General features: G+C 44.0%; 20 protein-coding genes. 6 read left to right on the top strand and 14 right to left on the bottom strand.

From position 1 onward, the window contains the following. The first annotated feature begins 184 nt into the window (after positions 1 to 184). Positions 185 to 823: an NAD(P)-dependent oxidoreductase gene (locus tag SJY39_RS13850; RefSeq protein ID WP_016767019.1), complete on the top strand. Its 639-nt coding sequence runs from the start codon at positions 185 to 187 to the stop codon at positions 821 to 823. Between the two features lie 77 nt (positions 824 to 900). Here SJY39_RS13850 and SJY39_RS13855 read toward each other — a convergent pair whose 3' ends face one another. Both SJY39_RS13855 and SJY39_RS13860 read right to left on the bottom strand, forming a co-directional pair. After that, positions 901 to 1,554: a cupin domain-containing protein gene (locus SJY39_RS13855; protein ID WP_016784397.1), complete on the bottom strand. Its 654-nt coding sequence runs from the start codon at positions 1,552 to 1,554 to the stop codon at positions 901 to 903. A 134-nt stretch (positions 1,555 to 1,688) separates the two neighbouring features. Next, positions 1,689 to 2,456 (bottom strand): SDR family NAD(P)-dependent oxidoreductase, encoded by a 768-nt coding sequence (locus tag SJY39_RS13860; RefSeq protein ID WP_016793360.1) that lies wholly within the window; start codon positions 2,454 to 2,456, stop codon positions 1,689 to 1,691. 105 nt (positions 2,457 to 2,561) lie between these two features. Here SJY39_RS13860 and SJY39_RS13865 point away from each other — a divergent pair, with 105 nt between their 5' ends. After that, positions 2,562 to 2,900 carry a helix-turn-helix domain-containing protein gene (locus tag SJY39_RS13865; protein ID WP_004733017.1) on the top strand — a complete coding sequence of 113 codons (339 nt, stop codon included), beginning with the start codon at positions 2,562 to 2,564 and terminating at the stop codon, positions 2,898 to 2,900. A gap of 53 nt (positions 2,901 to 2,953) precedes the next feature. On the opposite strand, the gene SJY39_RS13870 is transcribed toward SJY39_RS13865, so the two are convergent. After that, entirely contained in the window at positions 2,954 to 3,859 is a 906-nt protein-coding gene (locus tag SJY39_RS13870) for a LysR family transcriptional regulator (RefSeq protein WP_016792707.1), read from the bottom strand. Between the two features lie 226 nt (positions 3,860 to 4,085). Between SJY39_RS13870 and SJY39_RS13875 the strand changes: the two genes are divergently transcribed. Next, positions 4,086 to 4,805, top strand: coding sequence for an SDR family oxidoreductase (locus SJY39_RS13875; protein WP_016792708.1), 720 nt, complete (start codon positions 4,086 to 4,088; stop codon positions 4,803 to 4,805). Positions 4,806 to 4,914: 109 nt separating this feature from the next. Here the strand turns inward: SJY39_RS13875 and SJY39_RS13880 are convergent, their stop codons facing one another. Together SJY39_RS13880 and ompW are read right to left on the bottom strand one after the other, a co-directional pair. Then, the gene (locus SJY39_RS13880) at positions 4,915 to 6,741 is read right to left on the bottom strand and encodes a choice-of-anchor I family protein (RefSeq protein ID WP_016787852.1); all 1,827 of its coding nucleotides are present in this window, start codon (positions 6,739 to 6,741) and stop codon (positions 4,915 to 4,917) included. Positions 6,742 to 6,922: 181 nt separating this feature from the next. Further along, on the bottom strand, positions 6,923 to 7,564 hold the full coding sequence (gene ompW / locus SJY39_RS13885) for an outer membrane protein OmpW (protein ID WP_010433032.1): 642 nt from the start codon (positions 7,562 to 7,564) through the stop codon (positions 6,923 to 6,925). Positions 7,565 to 7,961: 397 nt separating this feature from the next. Between ompW and glgC the strand changes: the two genes are divergently transcribed. The 3 genes from glgC (at position 7,962) to SJY39_RS13900 (ending at position 10,375) form a co-directional block, all read left to right on the top strand. Next, positions 7,962 to 9,185: a glucose-1-phosphate adenylyltransferase gene (gene glgC, locus SJY39_RS13890; RefSeq protein WP_010433030.1), complete on the top strand. Its 1,224-nt coding sequence runs from the start codon at positions 7,962 to 7,964 to the stop codon at positions 9,183 to 9,185. 425 nt (positions 9,186 to 9,610) lie between these two features. Continuing rightward, complete coding sequence (hpf, locus tag SJY39_RS13895) at positions 9,611 to 9,967, top strand: ribosome hibernation-promoting factor, HPF/YfiA family (RefSeq protein WP_010433026.1); 357 nt, start codon at positions 9,611 to 9,613, stop codon at positions 9,965 to 9,967. Between the two features lie 252 nt (positions 9,968 to 10,219). Continuing rightward, complete coding sequence (locus SJY39_RS13900; protein WP_004732998.1) at positions 10,220 to 10,375, top strand: DUF3012 domain-containing protein; 156 nt, start codon at positions 10,220 to 10,222, stop codon at positions 10,373 to 10,375. A gap of 151 nt (positions 10,376 to 10,526) precedes the next feature. Here the strand turns inward: SJY39_RS13900 and phnE (SJY39_RS13905) are convergent, their stop codons facing one another. The 9 genes from phnE (SJY39_RS13905) to dgcN form a co-directional block, all read right to left on the bottom strand. Further along, positions 10,527 to 11,330: a phosphonate ABC transporter, permease protein PhnE gene (phnE, locus tag SJY39_RS13905; RefSeq protein ID WP_010433019.1), complete on the bottom strand. Its 804-nt coding sequence runs from the start codon at positions 11,328 to 11,330 to the stop codon at positions 10,527 to 10,529. Continuing rightward, positions 11,330 to 12,157: a phosphonate ABC transporter, permease protein PhnE gene (gene phnE / locus SJY39_RS13910; protein ID WP_010433017.1), complete on the bottom strand. Its 828-nt coding sequence runs from the start codon at positions 12,155 to 12,157 to the stop codon at positions 11,330 to 11,332. The genes phnE (SJY39_RS13905) and phnE (SJY39_RS13910) overlap by 1 nt, the downstream gene beginning before the upstream one ends. Continuing rightward, positions 12,145 to 12,915, bottom strand: a complete 771-nt coding sequence (gene phnC, locus SJY39_RS13915; protein WP_372275188.1) for a phosphonate ABC transporter ATP-binding protein — start codon at positions 12,913 to 12,915, stop codon at positions 12,145 to 12,147. Before phnC ends, phnE (SJY39_RS13910) begins: the two co-directional genes overlap by 13 nt. A gap of 115 nt (positions 12,916 to 13,030) precedes the next feature. Continuing rightward, positions 13,031 to 14,071: a phosphate/phosphite/phosphonate ABC transporter substrate-binding protein gene (gene phnD, locus SJY39_RS13920; protein WP_010433011.1), complete on the bottom strand. Its 1,041-nt coding sequence runs from the start codon at positions 14,069 to 14,071 to the stop codon at positions 13,031 to 13,033. Positions 14,072 to 14,355: 284 nt separating this feature from the next. Beyond that, the gene (locus SJY39_RS13925) at positions 14,356 to 15,576 is read right to left on the bottom strand and encodes a glycerophosphodiester phosphodiesterase family protein (protein ID WP_010433010.1); all 1,221 of its coding nucleotides are present in this window, start codon (positions 15,574 to 15,576) and stop codon (positions 14,356 to 14,358) included. 251 nt (positions 15,577 to 15,827) lie between these two features. After that, positions 15,828 to 17,180: a sigma-54 dependent transcriptional regulator gene (locus SJY39_RS13930; protein WP_010433009.1), complete on the bottom strand. Its 1,353-nt coding sequence runs from the start codon at positions 17,178 to 17,180 to the stop codon at positions 15,828 to 15,830. Beyond that, positions 17,177 to 19,150: an ATP-binding protein gene (locus SJY39_RS13935; RefSeq protein ID WP_016767011.1), complete on the bottom strand. Its 1,974-nt coding sequence runs from the start codon at positions 19,148 to 19,150 to the stop codon at positions 17,177 to 17,179. The genes SJY39_RS13930 and SJY39_RS13935 overlap by 4 nt, the downstream gene beginning before the upstream one ends. Before the next feature lie 409 nt (positions 19,151 to 19,559). After that, the gene (gene dgcA / locus SJY39_RS13940) at positions 19,560 to 20,546 is read right to left on the bottom strand and encodes an N-acetyl-D-Glu racemase DgcA (RefSeq protein WP_016793359.1); all 987 of its coding nucleotides are present in this window, start codon (positions 20,544 to 20,546) and stop codon (positions 19,560 to 19,562) included. Positions 20,547 to 20,603: 57 nt separating this feature from the next. Further along, positions 20,604 to 21,611, bottom strand: coding sequence for an N-acetyltransferase DgcN (gene dgcN, locus SJY39_RS13945; RefSeq protein WP_016793358.1), 1,008 nt, complete (start codon positions 21,609 to 21,611; stop codon positions 20,604 to 20,606). Positions 21,612 to 21,776 lie beyond the last annotated feature (165 nt).

The following is a 21,776-nucleotide window of genomic DNA, read 5'->3' on the forward strand; positions in this document are numbered from 1 at the left end:
CACACTCCCAACTTTTTACTGATTATCCGGTTTGATTCAAGTTGTGCCACCTAACAAGCCAATTAGATAACCATATAGATACAATCTACATCATTTTATGATATTTATCGCAGTTTAGTAAACTATTAGACTGCAATGGCTGTCGAGAAAACGACTTAATAAATTGAATAACTGGAGAGACATTATGAAAATTGCAGTATTAGGCGCATCAGGTTGGATTGGTAGTCACATTGCTCAAGAAGCTCAATCTCGTGGTCACGACGTGGTTGCTGTAGTAAGAGATGCAAGCAAAGTAGAAACCAAAGGTGTTGAGGTTCGTTCATTTGATTTACAAGATGAAGTCGCAAATCTAGCAAGCGCACTATCCGGCGTTGATGCAGTAATCACTTCGATTGGCGGACGTGCTTTGGGCAATCACGACATCGTAAAAAACACTGCGACTAAATTGCTGGAAACATTACCGAGCATCGGTATCGAGCGCCTACTTTGGGTTGGCGGTGCAGGCTCATTAGAAGTGGCGCCAAACATTCCGTTAGTTACTGTTCCTGACTTCCCAGCGGATTACAAAAACGAAGCGCTAGCACAGGGCGAAGCGCTTGAAGTGTTCAGACAATCTGATAACGAAGTTAACTGGACGTTCATTAGCCCTGCAGCAGAAATCTTCCCGGGCGATAAGCTATCAACCTACCGCACTGGTGGTGATCAACTGCTCACCGACGAAGATGGCAACAGCAAAATATCCGTCAGCGATTACGCTATTGCGATGATTGATGAACTAGAAGCTGGCAAGTTCCCGCGTCAACGTATTGGTGTCGCTTACTAGTCTGCCCATATGTGAAAATTGAAAAAGCCGATTGCTCAAAGCAATGCGGCTTTTTCATCTTTATATGGAGCATTCCTCTAATCCAATGGCAAGTGCCCCGTTTTCACGAAGATAACAGTCTCTTCTTCCACATAAGGGAAATGCTCGCTCATGTGAGGGCTACGCATCCATGTGTGTTTCGGGTACTCGCCGTGTTCATCTTTAAAGGTGCCCGACAACACAAAGATCTCTTCACCACCAAAATGACGATGCGGCTGAAAGCGTTCGCCGACAGGCCACTTCACTAAAGCGACATGTTCGTGCTCAAACTCATGCAGTGGCATAACTTGTAAGCCACCAATACCTGCAAGCCATTCCGTTTCTAGGGTATTGATACGAACTTGAGTTAAGTCTCTCGCATTAAACTGATTAAGCTTAACCAAGATCGTACAGCCATTTTTGCTTGATGGAGAATGCGCACTTCCCGGCGGATTACGGATATAAGTGCCAGCAGGGAAATCTCCAGTTTCATCAGAGAAAACACCCTCTAACACGAAGATTTCTTCGCCTTTCGGATGCGGGTGCTCAGAAAACGAAGATTCAGGATCGTACTTCACAATACTGGTCGTGTGACCTGATTCTTTCTCTTCTCTTTCAAGCGGCTTGCGCCATACCCCTATAGCAGGGCTTGCAATCCAGTCTAATGATTCGGTTTCAATAACCAGTTTTTTTGAAAAGTCCATGTTGAACATAATGGCGACCTTACTCTTGTTATCGTTATAATTATTCTTATTATCTTTCCAGCTTTTATTCTACGCGAATACTCATCAAAGAGGCCATCTCGCTGCATTTTTCCTGCGCGACAGCCACCTTAAAAGAATCCTAATTAATTGCGGCCAGCAATCACACCGCCATCAACATCCCAGACTGCACCCGTTACCCAATCAGCACTGTCTGACAGTAAGAAAGAGATACTATTAGCGATGTCCTTCGGCAAACCTACTCGACCAATTGGGTGGAACGCATTAAAACCTTCTAGTGCTTGGTCCACTTCTTCTGGTTTAATGAATGATTCGTAAATTGGCGTTTTAACCACAGCCGGAGACACGGCATTCACGCGAATGTTATGCTCAGCCAGTTCCATTGCCATGTGTTGTGTTAATGCGTGCAGGCCAGCTTTAGCCATTGAATAGGCAGAAGATGGCGTCGCTTTGATTGCTTGCTTACCCCACATAGAACCAACGTTAACCACATTGCCACCGCCGTTCTTGATCATCAATTTGCTTATCGCTTGAGTGATGAAGAAGGTTGCTTTATTCAGCTTCATATATTGCTCGTAATCAGATTCTTGGTGCTCAATAAACGCTTTAGGGTTGAAATAACCTGCAGCATTAACAAGGTAACCAATACCTTCATCTAACGACTCAAGGTGTTCAATAAGGCGAGACACACTCGCATCATCATAAAGGTTAGCTTGCCAACCTGAAGCGTGACCTAACGATTGCAATTCTGACACTGCTTTATCTAACTTAGTTGGGTTATTGCCGACAACCAACACATGAATGTTTTGAGCGACTAATTGCTTCGCTGTTTCAAAGCCCATGCCACTCGTGCCGCCGATTACTACTGCAATACCATTTTTAGTGAAGTTCATTTTGTTATCTCCTAAGTCATGTGAACGTGGTAATCTTAGGCCTTGAACTAACACTATGAATAGTAAGTACAAATCGGTTAGGTAGGTACTTATTGGTACATCTTTATGAAAAATCAGGAAAACTTTTTTTCAAGAAAATCAGCACCAGAGCGTTCAGCTCGCATGGTGGAAACCATCTATGGCTGTAAATGGTCGCTAACGGTTTACCAATTACTGGCAAATGGCATTAATCGCCCCGGTGAAATGGTGCGCTCAGTAGAAGGGCTATCGACCAAGGTATTGAATGAATGTTTGAAGCGAAATGTAGAGTTTGGGATTTTAGATAAGCAAATGTTCAACGAACTGCCACCAAGAGTTGAATACCAAGTGACGCCGTTCGGCGAGAAGTTCTTGTTGATTCTAGACCAGCTGGAAAACCTACAAAACGAAATCGACGAGATGTAAGCCCAAGCCTGTCCAACTATTGCTAAAAGAAAGAGGAAGGTAGGCCGCGCCATTTAGCTGACTGGCATTTGCTCAAAACGGCCTTTCACAAAATCAATAAAGGTTCTAATTCGACTTGGTTGATAGCGGTCTCGATGGTAGATCGCTGAAAAGTCGACCTTAGGCACTACCCATTCTTCAAACACTTGCAGCAATTGCCCGTCGTTCAGTTCTTGTAAGCAATAGATGGTTGGCACACGAATAATTCCGTTGCCCGACTTCGCGCCCTGCACCAACACTCGCCCATTTTTACATTGCAGTCTGCCCGTCACATGCACATCGACCGTTTTCTTGGTGTCATCTAGCGCTTGAAAGCTCCACTTACGCACCGAGCCCGTTAAGCAATCATGATGGATCAGATCTTTAGGGTGACTAGGCTTTCCTTTTCGAGCAAAGTACTCTGGGCTAGCGAGTGTTCCCATCTCAATGTCCAAAAGCTTTCTTGCGATAAACCCTGCATCTTCTAAGCTCCCCATGCGAAAAGCGATATCAAACGCGTCTTCAATCAGGTCCACTCGGTTACTACTAAAATCAAGACTGATGCTGATGTCTGGGTAAAGCTGCATAAACTCATTCACTAGATCCGCGATGATCACCTCACCAAGATAACCCCCGACACAGTTTACTTTTATGTCGCCACGTACTTCTTCGACATCATCCACAGCAGCAATCAGAGCTTGGTCTATATCATCTAAGGCTTGTTCACATCTCGCGTACAGATCTTGCCCTGCGTGAGTCAGCCTTAAGGTTCGAGTGGTGCGGATAAACAGTGTCACACCCATCTGTTTTTCCAGGCTACTCACTTGGCGTGATACGTGGGAGCGTGACACATCAAGCTCCTCCGCCGCTTTAGTGAAGTTACCTAAACGAGCGATAAGCACGAAAGAACGAATATCAGACAGGTTAATTTGATTGAGCATAGTAGCCAGCTTACATGTGAAATTTGAAGATGATGAAGTAATAAAGTGAACGCATTTATTGTTGCATCACAGCAACAGTGTTTCAAGTAAAGCGCTATATATCAACAATGCTATTTTCCTTAATATACCTCCATCGCAACGAAGCAAGGCAACAAGCTCTTGATTCGAATGCACTTAAACAACATGTCGTAGCCAACCGACGCAATAAAAGTACAGAGGAAATAAAATGAAAAAACTAATCGTAATTACAGGTGCAAGCTCTGGTATTGGTGAAGCAATCGCTCGTCGTCTAAGCGATGAAGGTCACCCTCTTCTACTTTTAGCTCGTCGTGTTGACCGCCTTGAAGCGCTGAACCTACCAAACTCACTATCAGTAAAAGTAGACGTAACAGACAAAGCGTCTTTTGATGCAGCCATCGCACAAGGTGAAGAGAAATTTGGCCCTGTAGACGCGCTTATCAACAACGCTGGTGCAATGCTTCTTGGTCAAATCGATACTCAAGACGCTCAAGAGTGGAAGACAATGTTCGATGTGAACGTTATTGGCCTTCTAAACGGCATGCAATCTGTACTTACTCCGATGATGGAACGCAACACAGGTACTATCATCAACATCAGCTCTATCGCGGGTAAGAAAACATTCCCAAGCCATGCTGCTTACTGTGGTACTAAGTTCGCGGTACACGCTATTTCTGAGAACGTTCGTGAAGAAGTTGCGGCTTCAAATGTTCGTGTTACGACTATCGCACCAGGTGCTGTAGAGACTGAGCTTCTGTCGCACACTACCTCTCAAGAGATCAAAGACGGTTACGATTCTTGGAAAGAAGACATGGGCGGCGTACTGGCAGCTGACGATATTGCTCGCGCGGTATCATTCGCTTACCAGCAACCACAGAACGTTTGTATCCGTGAAATTGCTCTAGCGCCAACTAAGCAACAGCCATAGAAGTTAATTATCACGCATATATTTGTGATGCATAAATAGAAAGCGCCACTACTTATTCAGTAGTGGCGCTTTTGTTTTTATTGAGTCTAGCTACAAGCAGTAACCGTGATTAAAACTCAACGCGATAAACTGACGTACTACCACTCACTTCGTTGCCAACCGCAATAAAGTGGTTACCAGAGCGAGTGAAATACTTGATTGACTCTGGGCCTAGGTCACCCGCTTTCGAGTTGTAAGTCTCGTTGTCGCAATCACCGTCTTCATCAACCTTTGTGCATACAGGTTGAGTAAAATCGCGGTTGTTCAAGTAGCTGATGAAACTTGCGTTCTTAGGCTGCGTTACGTCGTAAACCATAATGCCACCTTGGCGCTCAAGTCCAATAAAGGCATACTGCTTGCCGTTAATCTCAGCCACTTCGATCGCTTCAGGCTCAACCCCTTTATCATCACTGCGATCGTCACCACTTTGGTTGTTATCGTTGGTGCTGTTGAAGTTTGCAGGATCTTGCTCAAGAACGATTCGAGCGAAATCATCACCGCTATCAAACACTAACTCGCCTGACTCATCCCAGATAGAGAAAGAACGGCTACCGAATGCTTGAACCTTTTGGTCAGCAGCAAGTGTCTCTTGTGGCTTAATCACTTTAAGACGAGCAAGTTGCTTATTGTCTTTGAGTGCCCCAGCCAATGGGTGGTTCGCGTCAACGTCTAGCTTCTTGCCACGCACTTCATCGACATAAGCAATACAAAAATCTTTTTCTGTGGTGTAGTTTTCGGTGCCTTGATAGTCATCACCATCCCACTCAAAGCCTTTGTCGTCACACAATTGTTGCGTCGTCTTGATGCCATATTCACGGCCGTCGCCTTCGTTTGCAGTCACAATGTAGGTGTTACCATCAACACTGTAGCTGGTGATGCTGTCTGGCATGTAAAGGCCTTCTAGCATTGCGTAGCTTTGTAGGTTACCTATGTTTTTGTCTTTATTTGACGCATCCAACTGAGCAGTATCCCAAGGCTTTCCACCTAATCCCAGAATCGCATCCACTTCTGCACTCGCCACGTCAATTGCTGCCAATGCATTGTTCTCTTGCAGGGCTACGTAAAGCTTTCCGTTATCAGCAAACGTTAGGTATTCCGGTTCAAGGTCTTGAGCAACGGTTGCATTAGGCGCCGAGATTCGAACCTTGTCGGTTAGTTCTGCATACCGTGGCTGACCTTGGTTAAATGCCTTAAAATCAATCTGCGTGACTTTCGCTTGCAAAGGACCATTGGTTAAATCAACCAGTGTCACTGAGCCTTCAGGATCAATGCTGTAATCCGAATTCGGCTCTCCTTCATTTGCAGAGGCAATATAGTGACCATCTTTCGAGAAGCTCACCATGTCCGGTAATGCACCAGCCGTATAAGTAGTGATCAGCTCTAGCGTGTCTGAGCGATACAGAGCAATGATGCCATTTTGTTGCTTGTCGGCGTTTTCAATCGCGACAGCAACTAAACCCTGATGAGTAGATACACTGTTCGCAGCACCGATATTAATACCAGAAGCCGCAGCGGCTGATTGAAGGTCGATAGAGCCCTCAGAAGTTGGTGCGCTGTCAGCGTCCATCGATAGCACATCAACTTTTTGTGCTTGAGCGTTAACCACATAAAGCTTGTCGGTACATGAATCGTAGCTGACGATTTCGGCTGCAGAAGTATCAAACGGGGCGTCAGCAATAGCACGACCAACCAAACTAATTCCAGAAAGAGTGGCATCTGTCATGTTCGGTTGTTGAATGGATTGGCATTGGAGGCTAAAAGTATCAAGTGACGTTTGAGATGATGTTGCAGTCGTTGATGGTGTTACCAACGTTGAAGTTGACTGAGAACACCCAACCAGAGCAGAACTTACCGCGATAGGCAGTAATAGAGCCAGCTTATTAAATTTACGATTCATATATCCTCCATAATTAGAATCGAGATCATAGGAGCCGAATATGACAGTTGGCTTTCTGTTTTATTAACAATCTATTACGAATGAGGAATATTTTTCATTAATAAAGTTAGCTAGCGAATAAACAAAAAAAACGCCCAAGCTGGCTGATACTTGAGCGCCTTTAGTAAACTGAATAGGTGGGTTAGAAGTTGTAACCACCACCGATCATGAATACCCATGGGTCGATATCAACGTCAGTTTTGAATGTATCTGTCGCAGTCTTGTATGTTGCTGTTGTTCCTATATCTGCGTACCAAACTGAAGCATTCAGGAACCAGTCTTCATTGATCATGTAGTCAATACCAATGTTTGCCGCCAAGCCCCAAGAGTCATCTAAAGACACATCCGTTAGGCCTGCGTTTTTGCCGTTGGCATTCAAACTTTCATCAAAAAATACCGTGTAGTTGATACCCGCGCCTACATAAGGACGGAAGTCACTGTTCGCTTGACCGAAGTAGTACTGCACCATAAACGTTGGCGGCAGGTGTTTAGTGTCAGCAACTTTACCTAAGCCATTAACAGAAATGCTGTGAGAGAAAGGGCTCGCCGCTAGCACTTCAAAACTGATGTTGTCAGTAAACATGTAGCCGAAAGTAAGGCCTAGTTGAGTATCTGAATCTACTGAAAACTCTAGGTCTGGATTGTTAAGCACTGCGCCGCTGCTATCATTTGGAGATACTGTTGCAGCACCTGCACGGATGATGAAATCACCTTCTTTATGAGCTAGCACATTAGTTGACATAAGAGCCGCAATAACCGCAATACCACATACTGTTTTTTTCATTATTATTTCCTTTTGAGGGCTTATTCTAATTGTGAATGAGTAATCATTTCTTATTTTGCGTGCAAGGTAGCACAGAATAACCCTACTTTATTGATGGAAATCAATTTGTGAAAACTTGTGACTATTTATGTAAATTTATATCGACCTGATCACTTTATTTCCTCATTTTATTGACAATTTTGTAATGCAGGTTTTCCGTGCGTCATGCCATTAAATTCAAGGTCTCAACCTTACTTAGATCTTTTGGATCAAAATAGAGCAAGCCAACATACGTGCGCCTCAATTTAGTGCAACCATATGTTATTTTCTCACACCGCACTTAATATTCAATGAGTTACATCTGGCTTGGTGCTTGCAAGTGTATGTACATAATCATAAATACATTAAGGTTCTGACCATGCAAGACACTCTAACTATCGTTCTGGCCGGCGGTGTTGGCTCTCGGCTTTCCCCCCTCACCGATAATCGCGCAAAACCTGCGGTACCATTTGGTGGCAAATATCGAATCATCGATTTCACTCTAGCGAACTGCCTGCACTCAGGGCTTCGTCAAATTTTAGTGCTGACTCAATACAAATCTCACTCTTTACAAAAACATTTACGAGATGGTTGGTCGGTGCTTAACCCCGAGCTTGGCGAATACATCACCAATGTCCCCCCACAAATGCGAACAGGTGATAGCTGGTACAGCGGTACGGCCGACGCCATTTATCAAAACTTGTATTTGCTCTCTCGCAGTGAAGCGAAGCATGTGGTGGTGTTGTCAGGCGACCATATATATCGTATGGACTACGCGCCAATGCTCAAACAACATAAACAGAATGAAGCCGACTTAACCGTGGCTTGTATGGAAGTGTCGATTGACGAAGCCAAAGAGTTTGGCGTTATGGAAATTAACGAAGCGCATCAAATAAGTAACTTCACAGAAAAACCACGCTACCCTGCATGCGTACCCGGAAGACCAACACGAAGCATGGCTTCAATGGGTATTTATATCTTCGATAAAGAAGTGTTAACACAAGCACTATTGGCGGACGCAGAAAATCCAGACTCCAGCCACGATTTTGGCAAAGACGTGATACCTAAATTAGTGGGTGAGAAAAGCGTTTATGCTTACAAGTTTGGAGATACCGAAGGCAGAGTCACACAAGATGCATACTGGAGAGATGTCGGTACACTCGACTCTTATTACCAAGCCAATATGGACTTACTAAAACCGGTTTCTCCTATCGATTTATATCAACCTGATTGGGCAATTCGAACTTACGAACCTCAATTGCCGCCCGCGCGAACCATAGCGTCAGTAGAAGGTAATCAAGGTATATTTATTAACTCAATGATCGCAAATGGTGTGGTGATAGAGGGTGGTTCAGCGCAGAATTCGATCTTCTTTCCTAAGGTAAAAGTCAACAACGCGGCCATTGTGATTGACAGTATTCTTTTTGAAGATGTTGAAATCGGGAAAAACTGTCACATACAAAACTGTATCATCGACAAGCATGTGAAAGTACCAGATGGTACTCAAATCGGTATTGACAGTAGAGCGGATGCTGCGCGCTTTCATATGTCAAAAAAAGGTGTGATCGTGGTTCCATCGTCTTACGAGTTTAATAAATCCTAACCTACAATAGAATTCAATCTATCCATAAAAAGGCAACTTCAGTTGCCTTTTTCAGTACTCGATTCAACCAAAGTACAATTATTTATTTCAGTGTGGGTAACGTCTAAATGCACGAGAACCTCTATGAAATATTCAGTAATTTATAGATACCCAGCTAGAATAAGTCTTTGAGTTGATAGATTGCTAAGGCGATAAAATTTAGTTTTCTAGAATGACGTAAAGCAATAATTCAAAGATGGAGTTTTTTTGAACATGTATTGAAAACACGAAACATAATATGCGATCAGTTAATCTGACTTTCAAGGGACGACCAAGAGATTATTTGATAACACTGAAGTGAATCACACATGTGTACTTTCTCAGTTGGTGAATCTGTCCGATGTTTGCTACGTTTAAATGACACAGTCATTGGAAAGGTATGATTTATGAAAGTAAATGTTCAAACACATCATGTATCAATTAACGACGAGTCACGTAAAGACATCGAGAGTAAATTCGAGAAGATATCTAGCCATTTCCCATCACTGATTAGCTGTGACATCATCATTACAAAAGAACACGGTCATCATCAGGTTGAAGTATTCACCAACTACGAAGGTGTACGTGTATCAGCTAAAGCAACAGATGACGTTATGTACCCAGCAATCGCTTCAGCACTCAAGAAACTGGAAGCAGGCCTAAGTAACCGTAAGGGACAATTAAAAGCAGATCTACACGAGAAACCAACGAGCACGAAGCCAGAAATTGCTTCAGACATCATCCAAGAGATGAAACTGGTATAATTACTCACGTGGTTGAAGCGTACTAATTAATAGTAATAGACGCTCAGTAAGAATTTCAAAGCCAGCACCTTTTGCTGGCTTTTTCGATCTTTAGACCAAGACCTACTTTGTCGTTCTAACCTCAAACTTAACCCGATCTCATACAGTTTTCACTCGCTTAAGCCATTGGCTGCTATTTAAGTATAAGTAGTATTAAGAGAAATTATAGAATAGAACTTTAACCCTAATTTAGACAACAAAGGAATGTTAATTATGAAGAAAATCGCATTGATACTTTTTCTAGCAACACAACTAATGGCGTGTACAGAAGTCGGCAGTGAAGCTTGGTGTACTGATATGAAAGAGAAGCCTAAAGGTGACTGGACAGCCAATGAAGCCGGTGACTTTGCTAAGCATTGTGTTTTCTAAACACACTCATATCTCTAGCCTATTTATCTTTTGATGCAAAAAAACGACCGCTAGGTAGACCGAAGTACCTAGGGTCGCTTGAGCTTCAACATGCTAGATAAGCTCTTAACTTTGATGCAGTACACAGAGCGCACCGCATAAAACTATCGGGTTAAATGAGTTTGTTACGGATATGAATCACCACGGCTTCAGCGATGATAACCACCGCAAAGATACTCACTAATACCATCGACACTTTTTGCCATTCAAACAAGTTCTGAGCATCATTTAGCACCACACCTATACCACCAGCGCCCACCAAACCTAATACCGCAGATTCACGTACATTGATGTCCCAACGGAACAATACGATTGAGTAAAACGCTGGCATCACTTGTGGCCAATAACCTTTGAGCAAGATACTCATCCATGAAGCACCCGTTGCACGTAGAGCTTCAATCGGCCCCATGTTCACTTCAGCAATAGCTTCCGCCAACAGCTTCCCTACAAAGCCGATACTACGAATAGCAATTGCCATGATACCTGCGAGGACACCAGGCCCAAACAGTGCAATAAACAGCAATGCCCACACCAGTGAATTCACCGAACGTGAAGACACGAGAAAGAACTGAGCAATCCAGTTCAGCGTTTTATTTGGCGTAATGTTTGGTGCATTCAATAGCGCGAGTGGAATCGCAAACACTAGGGTAAACAAGGTACCTAACGTCGCGATGTGTAATGTTTCGATCATCGCCGCATGAATTGATTCAGGGTAAAACGCGTAATCCATTGGGACCATTCGTTCAAACATATCGGCAAACTGTGCAGGCGCGTCGTATAGAAACTCAGGTATCACTTCAACCGTCTGCCAAGACCAAACAATTGCGCACACAAGGCTAAGGTAAACGGCAAATCGAGCTACTCGTTCATTTGGTGTAAAGCGTTGCCACTCTTTATCGATAGATGCAGTTGTCATTAGAAGATTCTCCTAACAATATTGGAAAGAAATTCACCAACGAGAATCAGTGCGATAATGGTGATCAAAATAGCAGCGACGAAGTCGTAATCAAACCGTTGGAATGCAGAGAAAAGCGTACCGCCTAGGCCTCCAGCCCCCACGATGCCAACCATGGTTGAATTACGTAAATTTGAGTCCAGTTGGTAACTCGCAAAGCCAATGAAACGAGTGAATACTTGAGGCATCACCGCGTACAAGATGACACTAATGAAACTCGCACCTGTTGCTTTAATTGCTTCAACCGGTTTGAACGAGATCTCTTCAATCGCTTCTGCAAAAAGCTTGGCGATAAAACCGATGGATGCGAATACTAATGTCAGAATCCCCGCGAGAGCGCCAAAACCAACCGCTTTTACAAACAAGATGGCAATAATCACTGGATGAAAAGAACGACACAGTGCGATGAAACAACGGATTGGCGTTGAGACAATTGAGGGCATCATATTTCTCGCCGCAAGTAAGCCAAGGAACAGTGAAATAACGATACCGAAAAAGCTAGAGATGATCGCAATCTGTAAGCTTTCTGCTAAGCCGCTCAATAAAAGGTTAGTACGCGAAAAATCAGGTGGAAACATTCTTGATAGTAACCGCTCACTTTCACCAAACCCAATGATCAAACGATCAAAGGTCAGTCCCAATGTCGAGAAACTATAAAAAAGATACCCAACAATTGCAGCGATGATTGCTCGGTTCGTCCACGAAGTTTTGAACGGATTTTCATGCTTCGAAAATGAACTCGTTGACGAAGATGCACTTGTTGATGAGCTTGGGTTTAATCCAGCCATGATTCACCCCCGTAGATAATTTTAAGATCGTCCTCTGAAATACCTTCAGGGCTACCATCGTAATGCACCTTACCATTACACATACCAATGATGCGCTTGGCATAACGCTTGGCTAAGTTCACATCATGAATATTCACCAACACAGGAATATTTTTCTGCTCGGCGAAGGTTTCCATTAGCTCCATAATCTCAACCGCGGTTTTCGGGTCGAGTGATGAAGTTGGTTCATCCGCCAATAAGATATATGGGTCTTGCATGACGGCGCGAGCAATACCAACACGCTGTCTTTGCCCGCCCGATAAGCTATCGGCACGTTGGTTTGCAAAGTCTTGTAAGCCAACAAACTCGAGTAGCTCGAAAGCTTTTGCTAAGTCTTGGGCAGAGTAACTACGACGCCATGCATTCCAAGCTGTCATGTAACCTAAACGACCACTCAGCACGTTCTCGATAACGGTTAAACGCTCAACTAAGTTATATTCTTGGAAAACCATTCCTATATGACGGCGCTGCCTACGTAACGCTTGTCCTTTTAATTGAGTCAAATCGGCGCCATCAAAAATAATCTCGCCTTGACTTGGATCGTTAAGACGGTTGATACAACGTAGAAGCGTACTTTTACCAGTACCCGACGGGCCAATGATGGCAATGATACCCGGCTCATCGATATCGATGTTAATGCCCTTAAGGATTGGCTTGCCTGCCACGTATTCATGAAAAAGGTTATTTATCTTTATTCCTTCATAGCTTGCTACGGCCATACTGCATTTCCTTGTGCGAATTTTAGAATGATCTATGCCCTACCCATGAGGGCATAGATTTTAAATAAGCTTACTCAGTGAATAAGCTGAATAGTTAACTAATTAACGGGGGGAATTACTGGCTATTGGCTTGTTTTGCTAGCTCTGCTGCTTTTTTCTTAGCACGTTTCGCTGCGTCTTTCTCTGCCAGTTTCTTTAGGCCAGCTTTAGTGTAAGCCGTACCAGTTGCGTGTGCGATATCACGAATAACACCCCACTCTTCCTTGTAGCTAATCGGCGAGAAACGATCTGCGCCCTTGAATGATGCACTCATTTCAGGCGTAAAGCGGTAGCTAAAGAACGCTTCGTTGATCTTCTCAACTAGCTCTGGTTTTAGATTGTAAGCGTATCCAAAAGCAGAAGTTGGGAAGCGTGGGCTGCGGTAGATGATCTTCAGTTCGGAATCGTCGACACGACCAGCTGCCACCATTCGATCGTACACATCCGATGCCACAGGTGCCGCATCATAGTCTCCATTGAAGACACCTAAAATAGATTGGTCATGCTTACCGGAATAAAGCACTTTGTAGTCTTCATCTGGCACTAGACCTTTCGCTGGGAATAGCGCTCGTGGAGCTAGGTTGCCAGAGTTGGAAGATGCAGAAGTGTGTGCAACCTTTTTGCCTTTCAGATCAGACATTTTATTAATGCCGCTATCTTTACGCACAATCGTGATTAGGTTATAGCCTTGGAAGCCAGACTCATCGCCTTTTACTGCGATAGGAACATAACCCGCTAGGTTAACTGCGTAGCCTGTCGGGCCCGTAGAGAAACCAGCAACGTGCAGTCGACCAGAACGCATCGCTTCTACTTGCGCAGAATTCGAGTGCACCGTGTAGTAAATTACCCGCTTACCCGTAATTTTACTTAGGTGAGCTTGGAAGTCGGCGAACGCGTCTTTGTATAATGCTGGGTCTTCAACCGGAGTGTAAGTAAACACAAGCGTACTTGGGTCGTTCCACTCATCTGGGTTCTTTGGTGAATCGGCCACTAAATCTTGGTTTTCATCACAGTATCGATCGTCTAACACACCACGGCTAGAGCAGTCGCTTGCCATAGCCATTGAAGGAAGCAGTAATGAGCTAGCGATTAACAGTCCTTTAACACTGATTTTCATATTCAAACCTTACTTTTACTTATTGTTGAAAGTCACGTTGACCATTGCAGCCTTTGTGCCAATTTTTTATTTATTAAATTTCAATAAGTTATAATAAACCCCAAGCTAGACAATATATTTTGAGTCATTAATGTCCAACTAAAAATTCATAATTTGGGTCATTTTTGTCCCAACAGTTTTAGTGAAAAAAAAGAGCCCGAAGGCTCTTTGGTTCACGGCTTTTTCTCTTATTATTGGGCTAAGCGATTAACCATCAACAGTCGAAATCGTTGGCCTGTCACCGCCTAAGCGTCGCTGTCCATACAGTTCGCGTAGTAAGTTACGGTTGCTGGCCAATCGCTGAATACGCCCATTACACCGACGTCTTGCGCCAGCACATCGAGCATTTTCATCATATCGCCATCATTATTGATGCCGTCTTTTACACTCTTGTAATACCAACCACCGCCTTGCGCTAATGGGCCAGAGCGCTCAAGTGTCCACGCGATAATGTCGAGGTCTGCACCTTTAGCGAGCTTGGCGTAGTTGGACGCAACCAATTCGTTGTTTTCATCTAAATCAACCAGAGCGAACAGAGGTGGTGCGATGATATTCACACCTGCATCGCGCAGTTCTTTCATGTTCTCAACAGACGCGACAAAGTCCGCTTTTTCGTAAACACGGTCATCAAGATAAACCGCTTGCTTGCCAAACTTCGGTGCTTCTTTGATCCAATACTTCACATCATCCAAGTTGAATGACTGTAGGTAGGTCTCAGAGGGCTCGAAGCCCGCCTCTTTTAGTTCATCCACCAACTTCTGCGCATACATCTCTTGGCTAAAGTCATTGAAAGGCATGTCAACCGCTGCTGATTTCAATTCAGGAGTGACCTTCACTCCATGCTTTTTAAACAGTGCTGCACTTTCTGCGTGTGTCATCAATGTCCCACTTTGGCTGTAAAGATCAGTTCTCCAACCAGGAGTGCCGTTCATGTACTCTTCCACCGTGGTGGCTTTTGGGTTCGCCCCATCCATTTTGCCTTTTAACGTCTTAAACTCAGCCAGCGTGAAATCAGACGTACGACACTCAACTTGAGCATCTTCGCCTGTCGCTGGGTTAGCAGGTGTAAATGGCACTGAACACTTATTAGCGAGATCTGGGTGCGCTAAAACATCGGTTGTGGTGTGCAGATCACTTTGGGAATGACGACATACCAGCGCCTTATCTTTAGTAAAAGTAACATCACATTCAACGACGCCCGCGCCCATTTGAATCGCGGCTAAGTAGGATTCCTTGGTGTGCTCCGGAAACTGCATCGCAGCACCACGGTGCCCAATAGAAAAATCGCTACGATGAAAAGGTCCTTCGCTACAACTCAGTAGCTTGGTTTTCAAAGGGCTCTCATCCATATTGTTGACTAAAAAGAGGGGACGAGGTCCTAAGTTTGCAGGCTCAGTAGAGGCCCATGCCGTCATTGAGCTAACGCCTAGCATCAGAGCAATAGAACCCTTCAGTATTTGCTTCATGTTTGTATCTCCTTGCAACAAGCAATTATTTTTCTAATTTCCTTGATTCGATCATTTAGGTTTTCTCTGAAATGACCTCATGTGGGCTGACGCCACAATGTAGGGGTTGCACGCTTTGTGCCAAATGTTAAAGCTATTTTATTACAACCACTTGAAACGGTTAACCATGCGACTAAAAACCAAATGGGTCATTGTTGTCTCGTGCATTTCCTTTTGACTTTGGTTTTCCATTTAACAATCAACTGAACGGGTTAAGCCTTGAAACTTTCTTTATCCAGTTGATGTTTTTTCATTTTTCGATAAAGAGTTTTGCGCGGTAGGTTCAGCTTATTTGAAACCTCACTAATATTGCCTGCGCTTTCAATAAGGGCTTCAGTCAGCACGTTTCTTTCGTACTGTTCCATCTGCTTTTCAAACGCAAAATCTTCTCCAGGCGCTTCACAAATCGGCGATTGCAGGTCAAAACCGTCGCCTACAATACCCAAAACAAAACGGTCGGCCACATTACGTAATTCGCGCACGTTTCCAGGCCATTCGTGTCGACATAGCTGCTGTATCTGCTCCGGATAAATCGTTGAAGGGCGCGTCTTGTATTTTTGGCTTGCCTGAATCACAAAGTGGCGAAACAGCACCTGAATATCTTCTTTTCTATGGCGTAACGCAGGGAGGTTTAAGCTTGCAATATTAAGGCGATAAAAGAGATCCGCTCTAAACTCACCTGTTTCACTTAAACTTGCCAGATCAGCTTTACTGGCAGCGACCACCACAATATCGACAGGGATCAATTCATTGCCGCCAACGCGTTCTATCATTCGCTCTTGAATCACACGAAGCAATTTAATCTGCACCGCAATCGGCATACTTTCTATTTCATCGAGAAACAGAGTACCGCCATTGGCTTGCTCTATTTTACCAATACGCTTTTTGTTAGCACTGGTAAATGAACCGGCTTCGTGGCCAAACAACTCACTCTCAATAATGCTTTCTGTCATACCCCCGCAATTAATCGCAACAAACGGTCTAGCCTTACGACGGCTAAATTGATGTAGAGCACGAGCAATCACCTCTTTACCCGTTCCGGTTTCACCATTAATAATGGTATCGACACCGGTATGCGATAAGGCAAGCACTTGGTTACGTATGGTTTCCATCGCTTTTGACTGGCCAATGACCACCGACTCAATCGGTAAGTCTGTTTCCTGATCGTCACCGGATATTTTCGGACTGTTGTGCTGACATTGTGCCAACGCGAGATCGAGTTTTTCCACTAGCTCACTAGCATTTAGTGGTTTTTCTAAAAAATCGAAAGCACCTAACTTCATCGCTTCTATTGCCATCGGAATATCACCGTGGCCACTCATCAACAACACAGGAACATCAGCCGCTCGGTGTTGAATTGAACTTAATAACGTCAAGCCATCCACTTTCGGCATACGTACGTCACACAACACCACTGAATGGCTGTTCGCCTTGAGTGACTTAAGGCCAAGGTTGGGGTCGGTAAAAGTGGTGACGCGAAAACCTTCCAGCTCTAACATTTCGCTCACGGCTTCAACGACATCGATTTCATCGTCGATAAGAACTATGTGTTTGTCTGAAATCATGATCTTGTGCCTTTTGGTAAAGTGACGATAAATGTGGTGCCTTGGTATTCCACTGATTCAACATGAATCGAACCACCAAAGTCTTTTATTATGTTGTAGGCGATAGACAGGCCGAGCCCAAGCCCTTTGCCTGTTGTTTTTTGGCTATAAAAGGGGTCGAACAAATGCGGTATATCCTCTTCAGAGATGCCTGATCCGTTGTCATTAACTGAAATCTGAATTGTGTGTGTGAGTTCTTGTGTAGATATTCTGAGTTGAGGTTGATCTTTATGTTCGACGGCATCCAAAGCATTGCTGATCAAATTAACCAATACCTGCTCTAAGCGGATGCTGTTGGCTCGCACAAATAGGTTGTTTTGTGGTGAATACTGAATCGACACTGCACTCTGCCTGGTTTCAAAAAGATCAATCGCATCACCAATCACATTTTCCAATTCAACATTATCGATCTTGCCATCGCTCTTACGCGAGAAAGCCTTCAAATGGCGGGTGATCGCAGCCACTTTTTCTAACAAGACCTCGATCTTTTTCAAGTTATCTTCTGCCCTATCAGGCCTTTGCTTTCCTAACCAAAGCTGAGCACTTCGAACGTGGCTATTCACCGCCGTCAGAGGTTGATTGATCTCATGCGTAATCCCGACACTTAACTGCCCCAGAGCAGCCAACTTTCCGGCTTGGATTAACTCGTCTTGAGTCACTCGCAGTTTTGCTTCAGCTATAGTTCGTTCTTCAACCTCAGCCTCTAGTTTACGGTTGGTTTGTTTTACAACTTTGGCAGTGGTTTGGAACACCTTGAGATACTTGGCCATTTGCGTCACTTCGTCTTTTCCACGAATCGAGACTTCGGTATCTAAATGTCCTGTAGATATGGCAAACATGTTGTCTTTCAACTGTAACAGCCTTTCTAAAATGCTCTTTCGCACGTAAAACCATGAAATGGCAGCGGCAGCCAATACGCTAAACAAAGAAAGAAAAAGAGAGAGACGTTGGTTGGATTGCAAAGACTGCTGCGCTTGTTGAATGGATTCGTCAATATTGCCATTCACTTTGCTGGTGTTCCTTTCAATCTGTACGGTAAGCTGATTCAGGTGCTCACGACTGTTTTGGAGGAAGTACTGTTCTTGATAGAGATGATCGAGCGCTTTGTTCTTGAGTTCATATAAGCTACTGTCACTAGAAGCAAGGTCATAAATAACGGTCAATTGATGATCTAATTTTGGGAAATCACTTCTCAGGTCCCCACTTACCCAAAGTTTCCACCACTCTTCACCAATCTGCTCTAATCGGTAGCTAGTGTAGTCTAGTTCATTAAAACTGGAGTCGTTATAGAGCTTTTCGACCAAGCCTAATTGGTAATAAAGCAAAGACTTTAACTGGGTGTATTGAATTTGCTCTTTAGCTGACTCAGGTAAGCGGTCGAGCTCATCACTGGCTTGTTGTAACAGAGGGTAAAAGCCCTCAAGCAAATTGCGAAGTTCCTGATTGAGCTGTTCTGACTCAATCTCACTTTGATACAACAGGCTTAGACTATTATTAACTTGGGCGATAATATCTTTGAAATAGGAGTGATAATCTGGGAACTGAATCATGACGCTATTCATTTCTGAAATAGCACCTTCAATTTTTAGCATTGCCTGTTTACGCTCTAAATTAGATTCCGCACCACTGAGTTGGGATGAGGTTGTAATAATCACTCTTACCATATCATTAAGGCGTGCAGCATTATCTAAGGCTGGGATTTCACTCTCTTTCAACTCAACTAAACGCTGGTTTAAATCGTCAAAAGTGAAACTGGAAACCACGGAAAGAAAGATGGTAGTCATTGATAACATGGCTAATGCCAGCACTAAGCGAAGCTCAATACCTTTCCAACCAAACCACTTGCGGTGTGGGATTTTAATCGAAAACGGGCGCTCAAAGCTGTCCTTACTTTCTGTAACCTTGGAGACATGACGACTCACTAGCTCCACCCTCTTCTCATCAAAAATCAATAGAAATTGGTCAATGATTCAAATAGTTAAGGCTTACACCTTATTCAACCTCACATCAGATAGCTTTAGTAGAACTATTAAACGAAGAGTAATCATTAACATTTCACATAAGATATCATAACAATTATTTTATAAAGCTTGGTTTGTCTGTTTTGCGATAATGAAAAGTGACCCCACCGACAGAAACGTGATTACTCTATCAATAAGAAAGCCAACAATAGAAAAGCTTTAATAACGAACAAGTCAACTCAAGCGCTTAAAAACTCTAATACTATTAATCAATTAGCACTCTAACTCTCCTACCCCACAAAAACAAAAAATCGCACAAGCTCTCACCTATGCGATTTTTATTCATAACGTTGCTCTCAATAAATAGGAACAAACAAACTTAGAGAATGATCATCCCATCTCTATATGTCAGGGCTGGTGAAACATCTTGCCCCAGTAATACAGGGCCATCCAGATCGACAATCTCAGATTGAACCGCAATCGGAAGCGCTGCACGCATCGCCAACGACGTGCCAAGCATACAACCCGACATCAAAGTGAATCCGAGCTTTTGAGCTTCCTCTGCAAGCGCCAATGCCTCTGTCAAACCACCCGTTTTATCGAGCTTAATGTTGACCATTTCATACTTACCCAACAAAGATGAAAGCTGTGAAGTGGTATGGCAACTTTCATCGGCACACAGTGGAATTGGGTGTTCTATATGTGCCAATGACGCATCTTGTTGCTGCGGTAAAGGCTGTTCGATCATCGCAATATCAAATTCAGTCAGTTGATTAAATAGTTCTTCGAGGTTCAACCCTGTCCACGCTTCATTCGCATCCAGTACAATCTGAACATCAGGTGCAGCTTCTCGCACAGCACGAACGCGCTCGACGACTTGCTCGCCGTCAAGCTTCACTTTCAGAAGTTTCACACCGTTCGCGACATAGTCTCGAGTCTGAGTCGCCATCGCTTCTGGAGTGCCAATTGAGACAGTCATTGCAGTCACGATTTGAGTTGGCAACTCAAACAGGCTATTCGGAAATAACTGGTTATGTTGTTTGGCCTCCAGCTCCCAAAGCGCACAATCAACCGCATTACGCGCAGCACCTCCAGTCAATAAAGACTGGAGGTGATCTCTTAGCTCTGCGGGATCGGTAATGCCTCGTTCAAACATTGCTTCAAGTGCGCTAGACGCTTGTTGGATTTGCGCTAATACAGACTCTGATGACTCGCCATACCTTGGGTAAGGTGTGCACTCTCCCTGAGCTTGTTTGTCATCATGTTCAATGTAAACACGAACAACGTGACACTCAGTTCGGCTGCCACGAGAGATGCGAAAAGCCGTTTGCATCGCGATAGTAATGGGTTCTGCTGTAATCTTCATAATTTCACTCGGTTGATGTTCGCTTTAACAAATGGAAACGTAGAAATGATGAAGTCGTTAAAGTGAATGTCGCAAATGATCAGTAATGTGTTGTACACCAAAACGAACAGGGTCCGTAACGGGCACTTGATAGAGTGTGCTCCATTCTTGGCATAATGTCTCAGCGTCTTCAATGCTAATTGCCGACGTGTTCAAGCAGATGCCAACCAATTTCACATCTGGATTCGTCAGTCGTGCCGCTTGTAAGTTGGCTTCAATCGTCTGTTCTATGTTTGGCAATTGAGCATAAGGAAGGTTACGAATATGTGGTCGCCCGACTTCATGGCACAACACCAAAGCATCGGCTTGTGCGCCATGTAATAACCCCAAACTCACGCCTGCAAACGAAGGGTTGAACAAAGAACCCTGCCCTTCAATGATGTCCCACTCGTGGTCGGTAAAATCGGGGCTAATCGCTTCAACCGCACCGGAAATAAAATCCGCAACCACAGCGTCAATCGAAATTCCGCTGCCTTCAATCAAAATACCTGTCTGTCCTGTCGCTTTAAACTGAGCGGATGTTCCCGCTTGTTTAAGCGATTTTTCAATCGCTAATGCCGAGAACATTTTGCCTACTGAGCAATCTGTTCCGACCGTAAGCAAGCGCTTACCTTGACGAGGCTTACCGTTACCAACATTAAGAACACCGTCAAAATGGCGTACATCATGAAGCTTAGTCAATCCTTTTAGCTCCATGTCAGCAAGCGGTGAAAATTCACCCAATCGTTGATGCATGCCAGATGCAATCTCAAATCCCATTTCTGCAGCAGCCAAAAGGATTGACTGCCAAGAATCAGGAATGACGCCCCCCGGATTTGCGGTGCCAATCACTAGCGTTTTCGCCCCCTGCGCTTGCGCCTCTTGCAAGGTCATGTCCATTAAGCCCAGTGAAACGGTATCGCCCGTTAAACGCAGTTGGCCTAAGCAGATTTCTGGTCGCCATTGGTGGATACCACGGGCTGTTTTTGCGGCGAGCGGGTCAGTAACATCCCCAAGAAAAAGAAGATAAGGTTGAGCGATAAACATGAGCTTTCCTAATTAATAATTCCTTGTATGGGTTTACTTTAATTAAGAGCTTAGAAGCTGCCGAATACCTATTTATCGCGTGCCTATAACATGCTGTTATGGGTGAAAGATTTGGTTATAAACTTGAGGGAATTATAGGCAAAGCTAAACGCTATCGGCTAACTG

The organism is Vibrio sp. R78045 (assembly GCF_042466085.1).
In the GTDB taxonomy this organism is placed as follows: Bacteria; Pseudomonadota; Gammaproteobacteria; order Enterobacterales; family Vibrionaceae; genus Vibrio; species Vibrio cyclitrophicus.